Annotated in this window: 17 protein-coding genes; 14 read left to right on the top strand and 3 right to left on the bottom strand. The window is 57.3% G+C overall.

Annotation, left to right across the window (positions count from 1 at the left end):
* Positions 1–296: 296 nt before the first annotated feature.
* From ACOYNV_RS11825 to ACOYNV_RS11795, 7 genes are all read left to right on the top strand, one after another.
* Entirely contained in the window at positions 297–1163 is an 867-nt protein-coding gene (locus tag ACOYNV_RS11825) for an HDOD domain-containing protein (RefSeq protein ID WP_422899982.1), read from the top strand.
* A gap of 420 nt (positions 1164–1583) precedes the next feature.
* Positions 1584–5414: an N-6 DNA methylase gene (locus tag ACOYNV_RS11820; RefSeq protein WP_422899981.1), complete on the top strand. Its 3831-nt coding sequence runs from the start codon at positions 1584–1586 to the stop codon at positions 5412–5414.
* A gap of 184 nt (positions 5415–5598) precedes the next feature.
* Positions 5599–5742: a Wadjet anti-phage system protein JetD domain-containing protein gene (locus tag ACOYNV_RS11815; RefSeq protein ID WP_422899980.1), complete on the top strand. Its 144-nt coding sequence runs from the start codon at positions 5599–5601 to the stop codon at positions 5740–5742.
* Between the two features lie 92 nt (positions 5743–5834).
* Positions 5835–6107, top strand: a complete 273-nt coding sequence (locus tag ACOYNV_RS11810) for a DUF1778 domain-containing protein (protein ID WP_422899979.1) — start codon at positions 5835–5837, stop codon at positions 6105–6107.
* Between the two features lie 2 nt (positions 6108–6109).
* Complete coding sequence (locus ACOYNV_RS11805; protein WP_422899978.1) at positions 6110–6640, top strand: GNAT family N-acetyltransferase; 531 nt, start codon at positions 6110–6112, stop codon at positions 6638–6640.
* Between the two features lie 97 nt (positions 6641–6737).
* Entirely contained in the window at positions 6738–7220 is a 483-nt protein-coding gene (locus tag ACOYNV_RS11800) for a type II toxin-antitoxin system VapC family toxin (protein WP_422899977.1), read from the top strand.
* Entirely contained in the window at positions 7213–7422 is a 210-nt protein-coding gene (locus ACOYNV_RS11795) for a hypothetical protein (protein WP_422899976.1), read from the top strand. Before ACOYNV_RS11800 ends, ACOYNV_RS11795 begins: the two co-directional genes overlap by 8 nt.
* A 172-nt stretch (positions 7423–7594) precedes the next feature.
* Here ACOYNV_RS11795 and ACOYNV_RS11790 read toward each other — a convergent pair whose 3' ends face one another.
* Positions 7595–7861, bottom strand: a complete 267-nt coding sequence (locus ACOYNV_RS11790) for a hypothetical protein (RefSeq protein ID WP_422899975.1) — start codon at positions 7859–7861, stop codon at positions 7595–7597.
* Between the two features lie 47 nt (positions 7862–7908).
* On the opposite strand from ACOYNV_RS11790, the gene ACOYNV_RS11785 reads away from it, so the two are divergent.
* The 7 genes from ACOYNV_RS11785 (at position 7909) to ACOYNV_RS11755 (ending at position 16450) form a co-directional block, all read left to right on the top strand.
* Entirely contained in the window at positions 7909–10443 is a 2535-nt protein-coding gene (locus ACOYNV_RS11785) for a hypothetical protein (protein WP_422899974.1), read from the top strand.
* Positions 10436–10738 (top strand): DnaJ domain-containing protein, encoded by a 303-nt coding sequence (locus ACOYNV_RS11780; protein ID WP_422899973.1) that lies wholly within the window; start codon positions 10436–10438, stop codon positions 10736–10738. Before ACOYNV_RS11785 ends, ACOYNV_RS11780 begins: the two co-directional genes overlap by 8 nt.
* Positions 10728–11417, top strand: coding sequence for a nucleotide exchange factor GrpE (locus ACOYNV_RS11775; RefSeq protein ID WP_422899972.1), 690 nt, complete (start codon positions 10728–10730; stop codon positions 11415–11417). Before ACOYNV_RS11780 ends, ACOYNV_RS11775 begins: the two co-directional genes overlap by 11 nt.
* On the top strand, positions 11414–13249 hold the full coding sequence (locus ACOYNV_RS11770) for an Hsp70 family protein (RefSeq protein ID WP_422899971.1): 1836 nt from the start codon (positions 11414–11416) through the stop codon (positions 13247–13249). Before ACOYNV_RS11775 ends, ACOYNV_RS11770 begins: the two co-directional genes overlap by 4 nt.
* Before the next feature lie 8 nt (positions 13250–13257).
* A complete protein-coding gene (locus ACOYNV_RS11765) occupies positions 13258–13515 on the top strand; it encodes a hypothetical protein (protein WP_422899970.1) in 258 nt (85 codons plus the stop codon).
* A 67-nt stretch (positions 13516–13582) separates the two neighbouring features.
* A complete protein-coding gene (locus tag ACOYNV_RS11760; protein WP_422899969.1) occupies positions 13583–14860 on the top strand; it encodes a plasmid pRiA4b ORF-3 family protein in 1278 nt (425 codons plus the stop codon).
* 120 nt (positions 14861–14980) lie between these two features.
* Positions 14981–16450 (top strand): AarF/UbiB family protein, encoded by a 1470-nt coding sequence (locus ACOYNV_RS11755; protein ID WP_422899968.1) that lies wholly within the window; start codon positions 14981–14983, stop codon positions 16448–16450.
* A gap of 255 nt (positions 16451–16705) precedes the next feature.
* Here the strand turns inward: ACOYNV_RS11755 and ACOYNV_RS11750 are convergent, their stop codons facing one another.
* Together ACOYNV_RS11750 and ACOYNV_RS11745 are read right to left on the bottom strand one after the other, a co-directional pair.
* Positions 16706–17572: an Hsp33 family molecular chaperone HslO gene (locus tag ACOYNV_RS11750; RefSeq protein WP_422899967.1), complete on the bottom strand. Its 867-nt coding sequence runs from the start codon at positions 17570–17572 to the stop codon at positions 16706–16708.
* On the bottom strand, positions 17569–17934 hold the full coding sequence (locus ACOYNV_RS11745) for an ArsC family reductase (RefSeq protein WP_422899966.1): 366 nt from the start codon (positions 17932–17934) through the stop codon (positions 17569–17571). Before ACOYNV_RS11745 ends, ACOYNV_RS11750 begins: the two co-directional genes overlap by 4 nt.
* Positions 17935–17956: the final 22 nt, after the last annotated feature.

Genomic DNA, 17956 nt, shown 5'->3' with positions numbered 1-17956 from the left:
GGGCACGGCGCGCCGTGCCCCTACGAACAGCGGACTGCGGGGCTCATGGGTAGGGAATCTACAGCATGCGTGCCTGAAGAGTGGCGTATTCATTGACTCTTCTGGCGTCATTGTTGTAGAACGCCTATCGACGCGGCTTTCAGCGATGATTCCTTATTCAGCTTGTTGCCGAAGCGAATCGATGGCAGTGTCGTGCTTCTGCTTTGGTGATCATCTGGATTGCGCGATCAATGCAGGTGAGAAGATAAAATCGGGAAGTTATTTCGTAGCCGTTCCTAAGTGGGTTAACAATTCACATGGATTCATGGAAAAGCCGATGGGGCGTCGGACAGTGGGCCGCCTACTTCGAAAACCAGGCGCTGCCGGTCATGCGCCGCTCCAAGCTGATGCTGGCGCAGCTTGAAGCAGCCGAAGGCGAAATGCTTGCGCCGAAGGATCTCTCGGACATCGTCCTGCAAGATCCGCTGCTCTGCCTGTGCCTGCTGCGTGAGGCCGAGCGCCGAAAATCACATCGGCTCGACCATGAAACGACCACCGCGCTGGCCGCCATCATGCAACTCGGCGTCGATGAATTCCGCAAACTGCTGCTTTCCAGCCCGGAAGTCGACGAAGACAACAAAGGCCTGCTGGCCGTCGAAGCGCGCGCCCGTGCCGCCGCACAGATCGCCAAGGTCTGGGCGACCGGTCGCATGGACCTCAATCCGGAAGAAGTTGCCGTCGCCGCCTTGCTGGCCGGTGCTGGCGATCTGCTGCTCTGGGTCTATGCAGCTGATATCCCGCTCAAAGCCGAAGACGAGCTGAATTCCGGGCGGGCCCAGCGCAGCGCGCAGGCACAAACACAAGCCTGTGGCTTCACCTTCAAGCAACTGACCCAGCAATGCGCCGAGCGCTGGAAGCTGCCGGCCCTGGTGCTACAACTCCTGCGCGGTTCCGAGTCGCTACGCGCCCAACTGACCCGAACCAGCTCGAACGCTGCACGCCATGTGCTTGACGATTCCGCAACCTCGACGCTGGCGCTGGCCAGCGACCTGGTCGACGCCAGCAAGCTGATCCCCAATGCCAGCCTCGAATGGCTGGTCGATGGTCTCGTCATGCTGCCGGAAGAGCGTCGGGCCGGGCTGCTTGAAGCGGCACAAGCACTGCTTCCTGCGGCAGCGCCTTGAAGTTGTAGGTCGGGTTAGCCCAACGGGCGTAACCCGACACAGGAGCCGGATACCTTATTACGGGCGGTAATGTCGGGTTACGCTACGCTAACCCGACCTGCGGGACTGCAGGGCTGCTGCAGCAGGCATGCTGGAGATGCCCGTATTCATTGGCTTCCAGACCTGGTGCTTTCAGGGAGATGCCTCTCAGATAGCTCGTCGCTCCCAGCAAGTCATTGATACAATACAAGGCTTATGTCGAATTGATCAGAGGTGCGCAATGGCGCTCGCCACAACGCCCCCGCCTGATTTGGCTAAAATTCCGCCTGGCGGGTGCACTTGTGCCCATCGGATAAGTAAGGAGCAAGGGAAAAGCATTGGCCGACATTCACAATCAGATTCAACAAATCCAGAAAACAAAAAAATGATGAGCTTTTGCTAATGATCACCAAAGAAAACTTGCCTGAACTGCTTGCCTTTCTGGGCTTTCAAAAGCACGCCTCGACTTACAGAAAAACTATCGGTGCGGCAACGCTTGAGGTGAATTTCTCGAAAGGAGAAATCACCTACCCCGAAGGCTTGATCGTTAATCAGAAACAGACGTGCAACCTCTTGTCCAGCGAGAATTTTGTCGTTCTTGAATGCGTGCATCGCCTGCTTGAAAAAGGCTACAAGCCAGAACATATCGAGCTTGAGCCCGCATGGAAGGTCGGTCACGGCGCCAGTGGAGGGCGTGCCGACATCCTGATCAAGGACAACGCTAAAAAACCTCTCCTGATCATCGAATGCAAGACAGCCGGCAGTGAATTCAAGAAAGCCTGGAACAAGACGCTTCAAGACGGAGACCAGCTTTTCAGTTACGCCCAGCAAATCAGCGAAACACAGTTTTTGAGCCTGTATGCCTCGGATTTCGACGGCGGTGCACTTACCTATATCAGTCACGTTATCGCCCACCGCGACAATGACAAATATCTTGCCGACAACCCACGCTTCACGAGTTTCAAAAGCGTTACCGATGTCAAGGAACGTTTCGCCGTCTGGCGCGATACCTACAAGCTTGATTACACCACCAAAGGAATTTTCGAGGGCAACATCCAGCCGTACCACATCGGCAAGGACAAATACTCACTGGACGATCTGCAAGCCATCTCAGCGACCGACCAGCAGAAGAAATACCACGAATTCGCCACCATCCTGCGCCAGCACAATGTCTCAGGCCGTGAAAACGCCTTTGACAAGCTGGTCAACCTCTTCCTGTGCAAGCTGGTCGACGAAACCGAAAACCCACATGAGCTCAAGTTTTACTGGAAAGGCGTGGCCTATGACACCCACTTTGAACTGCTCGACCGTCTGCAACAGCTCTATCAGGCGGGCATGGGCAAGTTTCTCGGCGAATCCATTACCTACATCGATCAAAGCGCCGTGCACAACGCGATGCGATTCATCAAGCAAAACCCCGACGCAACCCAGAAAGCCGTCTGGCAGCTTTTTCTGCAACAGAAGTTTTTCACCAACAACGATTTTTCGCTGATCGACGTCCATAACGAAAAGTTGTTCTATCAGAACGCCGATGTGCTGCTGAAAATCCTGCAAATGTGGCAGGACATCCGGCTTACCGAAACCAGCGGCCACAACCAGTTTCTCGGTGACCTGTTCGAGGGCTTTCTCGACCAGGGTGTCAAACAAAGCGAGGGGCAGTACTTTACCCCCATGCCGATCTGCCGCTTCATCCTCATGAGCCTGCCTCTGGAAACGCTGGTCAAGCGCCAGGTCGCGCCGCCCAAGGCCATCGACTACGCTTGCGGTGCCGGCCACTTTCTCACCGAACTGGCGCGGCAACTCAACCCCTTGATCGCCTCCGACGCCAATCTCGCCGACTACCACCAGGCGATCATCGGCATTGAAAAGGAATACCGCCTTTCCAAAGTCGCCAAAGTGTCGGCCTTCATGTACGGCCAGCAGGAAATCAAGATTTGCTATGGCGATGCACTGGTTAAAAAACATGCCGCGTTCCCTGAAATTCACGACAACAGCTTCGATCTGCTGGTAGCCAATCCGCCCTATAGCGTGCGCGGCTTCCTCGAAACCTTGTCGGAAGAAGAGCGCGCCGCCTACAGTCTCACCGACACCATTGGCGACCTGGAAACCGCCAACAGCATCGAAGCATTTTTCATCGAACGCGCCAGGCAATTGCTCAAGGCGGGCGGCGTTGCGGCAATCATCCTGCCATCGAGCATTCTTTCCAATGGCGGCAACACCTACGTCAAGACCCGTGAAATCCTTTTGCAGTATTTTGACATCGTGGCGATTGCCGAATTTGGCAGCGGCACCTTCGGCGAGACCGGCACCAACACCGTTACCCTGTTTCTGCGCCGTAAGGCGACGGCGCCGGATACTGCCGAGCACTACCGGGAGCGCGTGGACGAATGGTTCAGAGGTTGCGAAAACAACAAGCGCAAGCAAGTCATTTATAAGGATGAACACCTGATCGAGCATTACGCCGCCCATATCGGCGTTCAGGCCGACGACTACAAAACGCTGTTGCGCGGCCAGCCTGCGGCCTCGTTACTGGAACAAGAGACTTTCAGCGCCTACCGCAAGGCGTTCGACGCCAGCAGCGAAATCGTCAACCTGAAAAAGCAGAAAGGTTTCAAGGCCAAGGCACACGAGGAACAGGTGGACGAACTCGGTAAACGTTTCCTCGCCTTCGTTCAGGCCATTGAGCGCGACAAGCTCTACTATTTCGTGATGGCCTCGGATCAGCCCAATCCGGTGTTGATCCTCAAGAGCCCGACCGACAGCAAGGCGCAAAAACAGTTTCTCGGTTATGGTTGGAGCGGTGCCAAGGGCGACCAAGGCATCAAATTGATCAAGGATGCGCACGGCCATCATCTGACGCCTCTCTACGACGAAACGGATCGGCGCAATGCCGCCAAACTCAATCGCTGCATCGCCGATAACTTTGATGGCACCCTGCCCGCGATTCCGGCGAGTTTGAGCGAGTTTGTGAGCATGGCGCGGTTGGTGGATATGCTCGATTTTTCGCGGGTGGCGTTTGAGAAACAGATCGCGCTCGCCGTGCGTAAAACTACTACGATCCAAAGTAAATGGCCGCTTGTGAAACTTGCCGATCACGTTGAAACGATTGGTGGTCTATGGACAGGGAAAAAACCGCCTTTTCGTTCTGTCCAAGTAATTCGAAATACGAATTTCACAAAGACTGGAAAACTAGACTTAAACGACGTTGCCCGAATAGAGGTGGAAGAGAAGCAATTCGCATCTCGTAGCCTAAAGAAAGGCGATATTGTCATTGAAAAATCTGGAGGGAGCGAAACGCAGGCAGTAGGTAGGGTTGTGATCTTCAACGAGATATCAGGCAGTTATTCGTTTTCCAATTTCACGGCGCGTGTTCGGACTGTAAACGACAGCCTGAATCCTTACTACCTTCACGAGTGGCTTAACTATTACTGGCAGATTGGTTCGACGTTTGCGCTCCAAACGGGTTCCAGTGGGCTCAAAAATCTTGATTTACAACGCTATCTTGAAACAAAAATTCCCTTACCGTCTATCAAGTGTCAGCAGCAAATCGTCTCCGAATGCGAATCCGTCGATTCAGAGGTAACTGCCGCCCAAGCCAGTATCGCCAACGCCCAAGCCGACATCGCGGCCAGGGTTGATGCCATCTACGTTTCCACCGCTCTGCATGAGGCCATCGACAAACTCGCTCTTGCCGTGCAATACGGTCTTTCGGAAAAAATGAACGAGGCCAACGTCGGCTACAAGATTTTTCGCATGAACGAAATCGTTCGTGGGCGGATGTTCGATGGCGGCTCAATGAAATGCGCCGATATCTCAAGCGAGGAATTCGCCAAGTACAAACTTAACCGGGGCGACGTGCTCTTCAATCGCACCAACAGCATTGAGCATGTCGGCAAGACCGGCTTGTTCGATCTTGAAGGGAATTATTGCTTTGCGTCCTACCTCGTGCGTGTCGTGCCCGATACCGCGCAGATTCTGCCGCTGTTTTTGACGCAGATGATGAACTCAAAAGCCTTCCAGAAGGAAGCAAAAGGCAAGGCATCCAAGGCCATCAACCAAGCCAACATCAACGCCACGGTGATGCGCAATATCAAGGTGCCGAAACCTTCACTGGCCGAACAGCAGCGTTTCGTCGTCAAAATCGAAGCCCTGGAACGTGCCATTTCCGAGGCGCAGGTCGTTGTCGCCGCGTCGTCAGCACGCAAACAGGAAATATTGCAGCGTTATTTGTAACGGAGCCGGTATGAGAATTAGGGACCACGGTTTATCTGAACCAAGGCGGAAATTATGAAGCGCAAAATCTACGTTGAAACCTCCGTCATTAGTTATCTGACGGCACGCCCCAGCAAAACCATTATTGGTGCTGCCCATCAGCAAATCACTCTGGCTTGGTGGGAGCTGCGCTCGGACTATCGACTTGCCCCGCCTGGCGGCAGACGAGAGCGCACTCTACGATGATCTGCGCGACAACCGGATCGGCCGGAATCTGCGCCTTGAGCAGGAGCGGATCGGGTTTGGCTGGGTCGAGGCGGCGTTATCGGCGCTGGTGGCTGGCCAGTGAGGATTAGATGATGCTCGTGAGGTGCTGATACGGTTTTGACAAACCCGTTAAATAGCGTACAGTTTCAATGAGTACAAAAAAGGAGATCCACCATGCCGAGAGCAGCCGTTGAAAACAATAGTCGGGTAGCCCTGCGCATTCGTCCCGCTGACAAGGCTAGGATCATGCGCGCCGTTGCCTTGGAGCATACCGATCTGACCGACTTTATCTTGCGCAACGCTTTACTCGCCGCCGAGGTGGTCATTGAGCAGGCCGAGCGTGTCATGCTGTCGGAGCGTGACAGTTTGCGTGTGCTGGAGTTGCTGGAGAATCCACCTCTGCCGAACGCGCGCCTCATTGCGGCTGCACATGCATTGCCTGCCTAATCATGGCGCTACCTCCATGGCATGAGGAGTCCATCGCCAAAAAACACAAGCGAATTGGCTTCGATTGTGGACAGCCTGAACTAAACACGTTTTTGCAGGACTACGCCCGTCAAAGCCATGAGCGCGGTGCGGCGAAAACTTTTCTGGCCATTGATGACAACGACGGGGAAACGGTCTATGGCTACTACAGCCTAAGCCCTGCGTCGGTAGAATATGCACGGACACCCGAGATGGCGCGTCGCGGTCTTGGTCGTTACGACATTGGCGCCTATCGGTTGGGTCGGCTTGCGATTTGTATCGACCTGCAAGGACAGGGTCTGGGAGGCCAGCTACTCTTGGCGGCTGGGCGTCGTTGCCTGCGTGTTGCAGCAGAAGTCGGTGGCACTGCCCTGTTGATTGACGCCAAAAACGAGCGGGCCGCCACCTGGTATGCCAGCTATGGTGCTCTGCCGTTGCTTGATGCGCCATTGTCGCTCTTGCTTCCGCTCGATCTGGTCGCGGCCGCATTAAAGACGGCGGGTTTGGCAATTTGAATGGCACCCAAGGTGAATATGCCCCGTGGAATGCGAGTAGGACGAATTAGGGTAGCGAATTAGGGGACCACGGTTTATCTGAACCAAGGCGGAAATTATGAAGCGCAAAATCTACGTTGAAACCTCCGTCATTAGTTATCTGACGGCACGCCCCAGCAAAACCATTATTGGTGCTGCCCATCAGCAAATCACTCTGGCTTGGTGGGAGCTACGCTCGGACTATGAACTTCTTGTTTCCCAGTCAGTCTGGCAAGAGTGTTCTGCTGGCAATCCGGAGGCAGCGCAGAAAAGGCTCGCGGCACTTGAGGGGATATCCGTACTCGCTGTAACGAAAGATATGATTCGCTTGGCAGAATCATTTATTGAGCAAGCCATCATTCCCGCCAAGGCGATTGAGGATGCGCTTCATATTGCTGTTTCGACACTGCATCACGTTGATTTTCTACTTACCTGGAATTGCCGTCACATTGCTAATCCAGTGATTCAGGAAAAGATCGCCGTGTATCTTGAGCAATTCGGATTGTTCCTCCCGATCATATGCACTCCCGAGGAACTTCTTGGAGGAAATAACGATGACTGACGAAATCATGATGGAAGTCCATGCCATCAAGGACGCGATTGGTGCCAAGTATGGCAACAATCTGGACGCATTGTTCGAAGAGATACAACGTGGCGAGGCCAGACTGAAGGCGGCTGGCATCCAGGTTTTGGCCCCCCCCCCCGTCAATCCAAAAAATCTGCCTAGCACTGCATTGCAGCGGACTCGCTTCGCTCACCGCTGAATTTGACGTTGGGCCTCTCAATAGGACAGCTATGTCAGATGAACCGATGAGTCTTCAAGGCCAGGCTCTTGCCTCCGTAATTCTGAGCTAAAGGGGTCTGAGCTAAAGGGGCAGTATCGAATTCATTTTTCGCGGGAACAAATGCGATGCTGACCCTTTAATCTCTGCGGGTTCAATTCCCCGCTCCTTGGGGCGAATGCTGGCTGAAAGTCATCGGCTTGAAATGCGCCGTTAATACCCGTAGCTTGCTGCTGGGTGCTTTATTTGAAGAGGTTTCAATTGAGTATTTCAGGATGAATGGAAACACGCTACCAGTTGCCTTTGTGACAACGAGTCCGTCAAGCTCTTTTGGCAAGCAACTGGTTGATAGGGGCTGAACTGTAGCGAACACGGTCGGCAATGTGAAATAATGGCGCTCGCCTATCAATTTGATCATCATTCGACGCACCCAAGGCCTCATCAATAACATCCAGGTATTCCAACTTTATGTCCCGCAAACCAAAACCCCCTGTCAAAAAGTCGTTGGCCACGGTTGCTGCCAGCGATGTGCAAGAGCGTACTGCGCTTGTCCATCTGGAAAAAGGCCGCTACCGCGATGCCGTTGCCTGCTTCAAGGCGCTGCTCAGGAGCGAACGGCGTCCGCAATGGATTGCCGGCCTGGCAGACGCCTACAGTGGCCGGGCCCAAGGGCTTGCTGACAAAGGCATGCTGAAAGAGGCGATTGAGCTTTGGCGCAGTCGTGCTGAGCTCTGCGCCACGCCGCTTTGGGACGGCCCCTATGTGGGTTGGCTGATTGCAGACGGTCGTGTTGCCGATGTGCTGGGCCATCTGGCGGCGCGCCGAGCCGCTAGCACCGCGCCCGATGGTCAGCGAGATGATGAACAACTGACCGCGCTGGAAGCCCGATTGGCTCCGGCCCTGTTGGCCACCGACCCGGCGACCACTGTACGGCTGCCCGCTGAGTCGCTACTGCTGCAGCACCGCCCGCTCGCTCTCGCGGCGCTTGCGGCCTACAGCAGCAAGGACGCAGCCGCACTGGAAACGGCGCTGGCCGGGATTTCATTTCGCTCGCCGTACCGTGACCTGCGAACCCTGCTCAAGGCGATGGTGCTGTGCGAGACCGATCAGGATGCAGCGCGCGCAGCCATTGAGCGCATCCCGCTCGACAGCCCGTTTGAGTCGCTGGCGGCACCCTTGCGCACGCTGCTTGTGGCCGGGCCTGAGCGTTTGCAGCGTTGGGCCCGTCTCAATAGCGCCCAGCAAACCATGGCCCTTGATCTGATGGGCTGCCCGCAGGCGGTCGCGCCCTTGCTGCAGAGTTTGGCGGCCCAGGCCGGCACCTCTGCAGTTTTGGCACCCCACGCCTTGTTTGACCTGGTACTCAGGCATGCGCGGGAATTGCCGAATGCGCTGGCGAGGCAGGCATGGCAATGGCTGGCACCTTGGGCAGAGCGCCGGGGTTGCGCCAGTCCGCGTCTCTTTGGCAACCCCACGGCGGCAGACCAGGAGTGCGCGACGGCGCTGGCGGTCGAGCTAAAGGGCGAATGGGACCACGCCGAAACACACTGGTTTGATGCCACCAATCTGGTAGAGGACAACGGCTGCCCCGATGACCATTTGCGCGCGGCCTTGATCCTGCGCCACGTAGCGCTGTCGTCTGCACACCTGTCGAGCGATGGTGTTCTCGACGAGGACGCTGTGGACATGCTGACGCGTAGCCTGGCGCTCGACCCGCTGGACTGCAGTGTGCACGTTCGGCTGGTTCAGTATTGGCGTAACAATGGCAACCTGAAAAACGCGCGCGATCAACTCGATGCCGGGTTAAGCCACTTTCCCGATGATGTTGCGCTGCTGACCGAGGCCGTTGAAATCGCCCTGGCAAGCGGTGCCTTCAAGAAGGCCGCCGCAGCGGCGCGCCGCCTGCTGGAACTTGATCCGCTGAACCGCAAGGTGCGCGCGCGGGTTGGCAACGCGCACTTGTCGCACGCCGTCAAACAGATTGGGGCTGACAAGCTCGATGCGGCAAAAAAGGAAATCAGTGAGGCGGCGAACTGGCTGACATCGGCCACCGACCAGGGCCGCATGTACCTGCTGCAGGCGTGGACCGAACCGGCGGGCAGGGCTGAGCGTTCACGTCTGGCCAAACTGGCCGTCACCACCTGGGGTGGCGGGCTGGCAGCCGGCTGGCGCTTGCTGCACGAGGGGCAGGGAACCTTTCCACATGTTGGCCTGACAACGTCCGTATTGCTCCTGGGCGAGGCTGGTATTGACACGAGCAAAGCGTTGACGCACGCCGACCTGCTGGAGTTGACGCAGGTGATGGAGCAAGAGCCTCCCATTCTAAAGGGTCTGGACCCCTTGCTGCCCTGGCGCAAGGCAATCGCCAAAATGGCCGCAGCACAAGCGTTGGATGCCGACGCGTGCGTGCGCCTGTGCGAAGCATTCAGGCGCCATAAAGAGCACGATCTGGCGGAAAAATTCGCCAACGCCGGCCGCAAGCGCTGGCCCGATCGACTAATTTTTGTTTACCACGCGGTGGCTGCCAGATTTGGCAAAAATGGCCGGATCAAGAGTGACCAGGATTTCAACGATCTCGACAAAGCACTAGAGCGTGCGCACCAGAGCAACGATACACGACTGGCTGCACGTATCGAACTGCTGTTTGAACTCGATGACCCGAATCCCGATTTTGGTAAGCTGGATTTTCCGGGTGATCAAGCCTCGCCTTTTGTCTTGCCGAACCTGAACCCCGCAGTGCTGCGGAATGTACTCGAAGAATCGATCAAGTACGACGGCGGCAAGGCTTTCCTGAATAATGCCCGTCGTGATTTGGGCGATGCGCTGGTCCGGCAGGTCGAGCAGGAATGTGCCGGCGACCGTAAGGCATTTCTACGCCGCATTATCGATCTTATTGTCGCAGAGATTACCGATGGTTTTTCTGCACCAGCGCCTACCGCCCCGGCAAAAATCGTCAAACCCCAAACGCCCGTCCAAGGGCAAGGAAATCTGTTCGATGAGTAATCCCTATCAGGTACTTGGCATTGCCCGCGATGCCGACGATGCGGCCGTGCGCGCCGCCTACCTTCGCGAAGTTCAGCTTTGTCCGCCCGACCGCGATGCAGAGCGTTTTGCGGCTCTGCGCCGGGCCTTTGATGCGCTGGCAACCCATCGCTTGCGCGTCGCCAACGACCTTTTTGACAAAGAGCCGCCGACCCTGGAGGGGATGGTGCATCTGCTGGAAAGCGGGTTTGCCCCGCGCCGCGCCGACACGGCAACGCTGCTGCGCGTGCTGAAAGGCGGCAGTATTGGACGCTGAAACCAAAATGGACGCTGAAACCAAAGATCGCCTGATTGATGAATTCCGGGCCTGCCTGGACGACTGGGAGCCAGGTGATGGCACGGCGGCTGAGCCACAAGAAAACGAGCCACCGGTCAACCTGGCCTTGTTATTCACCGAGCTGGCAGTACTGCGCAACGAGGTTCGCGTTGAGGCACGCCAGTTCAAAACCGCGCTCGACGAGATGCGCGCACTGACCGAATTGCTGGGCACGCAAAACCAGCGCCTCACGCACGACCTGGATCGCGCCCGTGAAGCGCAAGGGGCTGCGCTGCGCCAGGCCGAGAGGCGTCTGCTGCTCGATGTGCTCGATGTGCGGGACCGGATCGCCGCCGCCGTCGGCGTATCTGATGCCTACCAGCCTGGCTTTCTCGCCCGCTTGGCAAGTAAAGAAACCAAAGTTGTGCAGGGCTTGAGCGCGGGCATTGCGCTGACGCTGCGGCGCATCGACGACCTGCTCGCAGAGCGGCGCGTGCGCCCGCTTGAAGCCGTCGGCGGCCGCCTCGACCCCCATACCATGCGTGCCGTTGGCGTTGAATGGCTGGCCGAGCGCCCGCCGGGTGAGGTGCTCAGTGAGGCAAGACGGGGCTATACGCGCGACGAAGAACTGTTGCGTCTGGCAGAAGTTATTGTTAATAAAAAGGAAATTGAATCATGAGTGAAATCATTGTTGGTATTGACCTGGGCACCACCAATTCGGAAATTGCGGTGGTCAGAAACGGTCGGATCGAGATCCTCGACATCGAGGCGGGCGTGCCAGGCGTGCCAATTTTGCCCTCGGTGGTCGGTCTGGGCGATGACGACGTTTTGCTGGTGGGTGCTGCCGCGCGCAACCAGTATGTGCTTCACCCCGAACGGACGATTCGCTCGGTCAAGCGGCGCATGGGCGAGGCCACCCACCTGGCGCTGGGCGACAAGCAATACAGTCCGCCAGAAATTTCAGCCATGATTTTGCTGCGCCTGAAGAAAATTGCCGAAGCCCATCTGGGGGTTGCCGTCAGCAAGGCGGTGATCACCGTGCCGGCCTACTTTTCCGATGCGCAAAGGCAGGCCACGCGTGAAGCCGGTGAAATCGCCGGGCTGGAGGTGGTGCGCATCCTCAATGAACCGACCGCTGCGGCCCTGGCCTATGGCGCGCACCACAGTGCGCAGGCCGGCTCTAAGGTAGGCACTCAGACACGCAAGGCGCTGGTTTACGATCTGGGCGGCGGCACTTTCGACGTGTCGGTGGTGAACATGGAGGGCGTCGTGGTCGAGGTATTGGCCAGTCACGGCAACAATCACCTGGGCGGCGACGATTTTGACCGCTGCATCGTTGACTTTGTGCTGGAGCACTTGAACACCGCCCACGGCATCGACAATGCCACCGCAGTGGCCTCGCCGATTGCCATGGCGCGCCTGCACCGCGCTGCAGAAGCCGCCAAGATTGCGCTCTCAAGCCACCCCTATGCCACGCTGGCGGAGGAGTTCCTGTACGAGAAAAACGGCGCACCGGTTCACCTGTCGCTCGAAATTTCACGCCACGAATACGAGGCCATGATCGAGCCGTACATTCATGAAACCATGGATGCCGTGCATGTGGCATTGTCGGGGGCCAAACTGGCAGTTTCTGCGCTTGACGAGGTGCTGCTGGTCGGCGGTGCGACGCGCACGCCGATGGTGGCGCGCCTGTTGGAGGCGCTCACCGGCATCTTGCCGCACGGTGAAATTGATCCTGACTTGTGCGTGGCCATGGGCGCGGCGATTCAGGGCGAGATCATCGCGGGCGGCACCACGCCCACCGTGCTGATCGACGTCACGCCCTATACCTTTGGCACCAGCACCGTGGCCGAGCTTGGCGGGCGGGAGTATCCTCACTGTTTTGTGCCACTGATTCGACGCAACACGCCAATTCCGGCCTCGCACGGCAAGGTGTTCTACACCATGTTCGACAACCAGGAGGCGGTCGAAGTTACGGTGTATCAAGGTGAAGCGCCGGATGCACTGGACAACATCGAAATCGGCCAATTTGTCGTCGAAGGCCTGCGCCAGGTGCCAGCGGGCAACCCCATCGTGATCGACTTCTCGATTGATATCAACGGCATACTACAGGTGCGGGCGAGCGAGAAGAAAAGCGGGCTGGAATTCACCATCACCATCGACAACGCCATCTCGCGCTTCCAGGACGGCAAGCTCGACGAGGCGCGCCAGCGCATCAGTTCGATGTTTGCCGACGATTTCGGGCCTGACGATGAGGTCGATACCTCCGAGACGGATGCACCGACCGCTGCACTTCCATTGGCGCAGCGCCGCCACCAGGTGGAGGCGCTGGCTTTGGTTGAAAAGGCCGAGCGCCTGCTCAAGACTGCGGGTGCCGATGACCGGGAAGACCTGATCGACAACATCGAGGCCGTGCGCGATGCCATGTCTGATGCGGGTGAGGACGACGATGCGCAACTGCTGCAAGCCATGGCGTCGCTGGCCGACGTGCTCTATTACCTCGAAAACTGATGGTGCCCATGGCGCAAATGGAACGTTGCCCGGCGTGCCGCGCGCGCTTGGGCCAGGCCGAGGTATGCAGCCGTTGCGGCACTGATTTTTCGCTTTCACGCCGTGCCGAGCGGCAGGCGCAGGCGCTGACGCGCCGGGCGGTGCATCAACTTGTCCAGGGGCAAACCCGGCAAGCCGCAGTTACTGCCGATGTCGCGTCCGGGCTGGCCGATTCCCCCCTGGCGCGTGCAGTGACTCAAATGATCAAAACCGGCAGGGGGATGTAAGCCGGATATCGCGAGTCGGTAGTGAGATTTTTTCCTGAAATGACTTGTCAGCAAACAGAGCGAACTTATGAAAAAATCAACATTTCTAACCGAAGCTGAACGCGTCGTCATGGTGGAAACAGCCGCTGCGCCTCAGTTGCCGGGTACGATTTTGCGCGATTTCGAGATGATTCTCGATTTCATCGGCACGGAAGGCGTGCCGGTGTCACCCAAGTCGTCGGAGTTCAATCTTGCCAAATTGCCGGAAATCAATGCCCGTCTGGTCGAACCGGGCAATATCGGTTTTTCACGCGGTCGGCAGATTTCTTTTCCGCATGTCGATGCGTTGCACTTGCTGTTGCGCTACAGCCATCTGGTCAGGATCGACCGCAGCCAGAGCACTTCCCGGATGGTTGTCGATGCTGCGCTGCGCCAACGCTGGCAGGCCCTGAATCCGAGTGAGCGCTATTTCACATTGCTCGAAGCCTGGTGGAGATTTTCGGAAGATGACAGCGAATCGGCGGGCTTTTCTGCGGCTTCAGGGTTCGACTATCGTGTTCGCCTGCTGGACCGCCTGCGTCCCAGCCGCAAGTCAAAAAAATTCGTCGCCAAGGAGCACGAATCCTTACTGTACCTCCTTGGCATGTATCAGATCGCCTTGCTGCAGATGTTCGGCATGGTCGAACTCAAGCAAGGCGAGGTGGTTGTCGGGAAAGGCTGGAAAATCGAGCGGATGATCGCTACACCTTGGGGACTGGCCGCCTGCGCCTCCTATAAACGTGTTTTTGCTGAAACATACACCTCATTTTTGACTGCGCTCCCGGCCACAAACAGTCACAGTATGGACAGCGATGCCGAGGAAGATGAGGCCGGGCAGCACCCGTTTCAGCGATGGGCGGCTGAAGTCAGTCCAGTTTTCCCGGCATGGAAAAATGCTCTTGGTGAACTCGATGCGGCGGCGGCACAGCGAGGAACGATTACTTTCAAAGTGTCTCTCACCAAAGATATTTGGCGCCGCATTGCCATGCCAGCCGAATATAGTTTTGCCGATCTGGCGATGATGATAATCACCGCTTTCAATTTCGACGACGATCATCTTTATGGGTTTTATTACCATGACGAGTACGGCGTAAAGCGATCTCTGGATGACCATCGTTGCGAACAACCCATGGAAGAATATGCCGATGCCGTTGAACTGGGGCGAGCCGGACTGGGTGTCAAGCAGAAGATCGGCTTCATCTACGACTTTGGCGATGAATGGCGTTTCGACGTGCTGGTCGAGAAAGTCGACGAGTCGAAAACCATTGGTGAGCCCATGATCATCGACAAAGCAGGGAAGTCACCCAAACAGTATCAGTGGGATTAACTGCAGCACAGTTTCAGCGTTTTTTCATGGAAGGTTCACTTGCCTGCTGTTTCGCTACCACCGCGCAATTTCTTGCCGATATTGGCTGTCTTTCAGGCTATGCGTTAGAGTTTGCACGCCATGATCTTCCACCACCATTCCGATATCAATAGCGGCTTGCTGGCAGGGATGCTGCGCCTTGCGGAGCTGTTGCCATCTGCTTACGCCCAATATCGTCCGCTGCTGGTCGACGCGCTGCTGTTTTTTCTTGGCCGGCTTTCCGCTGATCGCCAGCAAGCCATATTCGCTGCACAACTCGCGCTGCCTTACAACGCCAGCCTTTCCCGGCGTCTGCTCGCCCTGTTTCGCCTGTGCCCGACTCTGCACAAGCTGGGGCAGGTGGTGGCGCATGACCGGCGTCTTTCAATCGATTTGCGCCGGCGTTTGCAGGAACTTGAAACAATGGTGCCCTCGGATTCCATGGCGGCGATCCGGCCGGTGCTGGAGCGTGAAGTCGGCCATATTGCCGGTTTGCAGGTGGGGCGAAAGGCGCTTGCCGAAGCCAGTGTTGCTGTCGTCGTGCCTTTCGTCTGGCGGCAGGCGGGGGCGCTATCGCAGCGGGGTGTCTTGAAGGTGCTGCGACCGGGGGTGCAGCAACGGCTGAACGAAGAACTCGAGATCTGGCATGATCTTGGGGCTTTTCTCGAAGAACGCTGCACCAGCTACGGACTTCCTGAATTTGACTATCGCAATACCCTGGAAAGTGTCGCCCGACTGCTCGCCAACGAAATCAGCCTCAACCGGGAGCAGGCCCATCTGCGCCAGGCCGCCGATTTCTACGCCAACTCGCCGGACATCCTCATTCCGCGCCTGTTTCCTTTTTCAACACCGGAGGCCACCGCCATGGAAAGGGTCGACGGCTGCAAGGTGACGCAGCAGGACTTGCCGCCGATGGAAATGCGGCAGCGCGGCGAGCGCATCATCAGGGCTTTGCTGGCCCAGCCCTTCTGGGGCAGCCGCCAGGCAGGGGCCATTTTTCATGCCGATCCGCACGCCGGCAACCTGATGGCCACCCCGGATGGGCGGCTGGCCATCCTCGATTGGGCGCTCACCACAAAACTTTCCAAGGCGCAGTGCGAGGCAGTAGTGCAACTGGTGCTGGGTGCCCTGACGCTGAACGATCAGCGCATCTGCGCAGCCATCGCGGCGCTGGGCGAAACGGTCGACAAGGAACGCATGCAGGCCGCTGTCATGGAATCGATCCGGCAGGTTCGTCTTGGCCGCTTTCCAGGGTTCGACTGGCTAAGCGCTTTGATGGATACGCTGGCCGCGACATCGGCAGTGCGCTTCCAGGAAGAAATCATTCTCTTTCGCAAGGCGTTGCTGACCTTGTCGGGCGTGGTAGCCGATGTTTCGCCAAAAGCGGCGATGGATAGCGTCCTGGTCTGGCAAGGGCTAAGCCAGTTTGCCAGTGGCCTGTTATGGCGCCCATGGGCGTTGGCCAATTCCCGCAATGTGGTCGGCGCCCACCTCTCGAACGCCGATCTCATCGGCCTCTGGGCCGAACTGCCGTTGACAGTCCTGCGCTATTGGGGTGGCGGCAGCAAGTAGCACGGCGGCAGTCGACTCCGGAGAAAAATGCCAGGAAAAGCAGTTGACCACAGCGAACACGGCGGAAAAACAATGACTTGTAATGTTTTCATGATTCACCCTTTGGGTGAGCCATGAAATCCTGAAATATTGAGCACCCCAAGAGTATTTGCTTCGCAGCAGATTTTCGCTGTGCCCACCGTGTCGCCGTGGTTTGAACTGCGGTTTTTTTGGATAATCGCTTCTTGCACCCTGGGGAATTTTCGGAGCATTTGCTCAATGCACCGTTGGTGGCGTTTCCGGCGTATTGCTGAACAGTTCGTCGATGGCCGCCTTGTCGAAGCGGTATTCGCGGTTGCCGAGGTCGTCGCGGATGACGATGGCGCCACGTTCCTTGAGTGCACCATAGACTTCCTCGCGGCCGAGCGAGAGCAGCATGTTGCCGACCTTTTCCCGGTCTTCGGGGCTGTTGTTGGTGACGGCTTTCTGCTCGAACAGGCGCACGGTTTCTACATTGAACAGGCGCGTAAGCAGTTCCCCCGTTGGCAGGTCGAGCAGTTCTGCGGGCTTGACGGTGGCGGCCAGCGCTTCGATGCGCGTCCAGCCATCGGCATCGCGTAGCTCGGTGGTCGGCATTTTTTGCAGGAAGAGGCCGGCGATTCCATTTGGCGTGGCGGCCAGGAAGAAGCGCGAAGCCAGTTGTTCGGACTGCTTGAGGTAGTGCTCGAAAATTTCGGCGATGCTCTCGCCGACGAGCGGGACCATGCTCTGGTAGGGTTCGCGCATCGAGGGCATGTCGAGTGAGAGCAGAAGCTGGCCCTGGCCGAGCAGGTCGACCATCGATGAAACCTTGATTTCCTCGCTATGCTGCGCCATGCAGCGAATGTTGAGCGCGTCGTTACAGTCGATGACGAGCAGCGGGATGGGGCCGTTGCCGCGCAACTGGATAGTCAGGCGTCCCGGCTGCTTGAGGTTGTCGGACAGCAACAGGGTGGTGGCGCTCATCTGGCCGAGCAGGTTGATCACCGGCGCCGGGTAGTTGCGGTTGGTGAGCAACTGCTGCCAGACGGAGCCGAGGCGAACGACGGCACCACGGATGTCGAGGTCGTCGAACAGGAAACGTTGTACGTAGTTTTCCATCATTTGAGTTCCGCTGTGTAATGTTCGGGGTCGAAGCCGACGAGCAGGGTCGTGCCGGTATCGAGGAGCGGGCGCTTGATCAGGGTCGGGTAATCGACCATCAGTGCCAGCGCCTTGGTTTCATCGACATCGGAACGTTCTGCGTCGCTGAGGCGTTTCCACATCATGCCGCGCGTGTTGAGCAGAGTCTCCCAGCCGGCGCGCTGGTTCCACTCGGGCAGGTGTTTTTGTGCGATGCCGGCTTTCTTGTAGTCGATGAATTCATACTCGACGCTGTTGGCTTCCAGCCAGTCGAAGGCCTTCTTCATGGTGTCGCAGTTCTTGATGCCGTAGATCCGGCATTTATTTGGATTTGAGTTGATCATGAGTTCTCAAAGGTGATGAACA

It is taken from the genome of Propionivibrio sp., assembly GCF_049316945.1.
In the GTDB taxonomy this organism is placed as follows: domain Bacteria; phylum Pseudomonadota; class Gammaproteobacteria; order Burkholderiales; family Rhodocyclaceae; genus Propionivibrio.
This window is presented reverse-complemented; position numbering and strand designations above follow the sequence as displayed.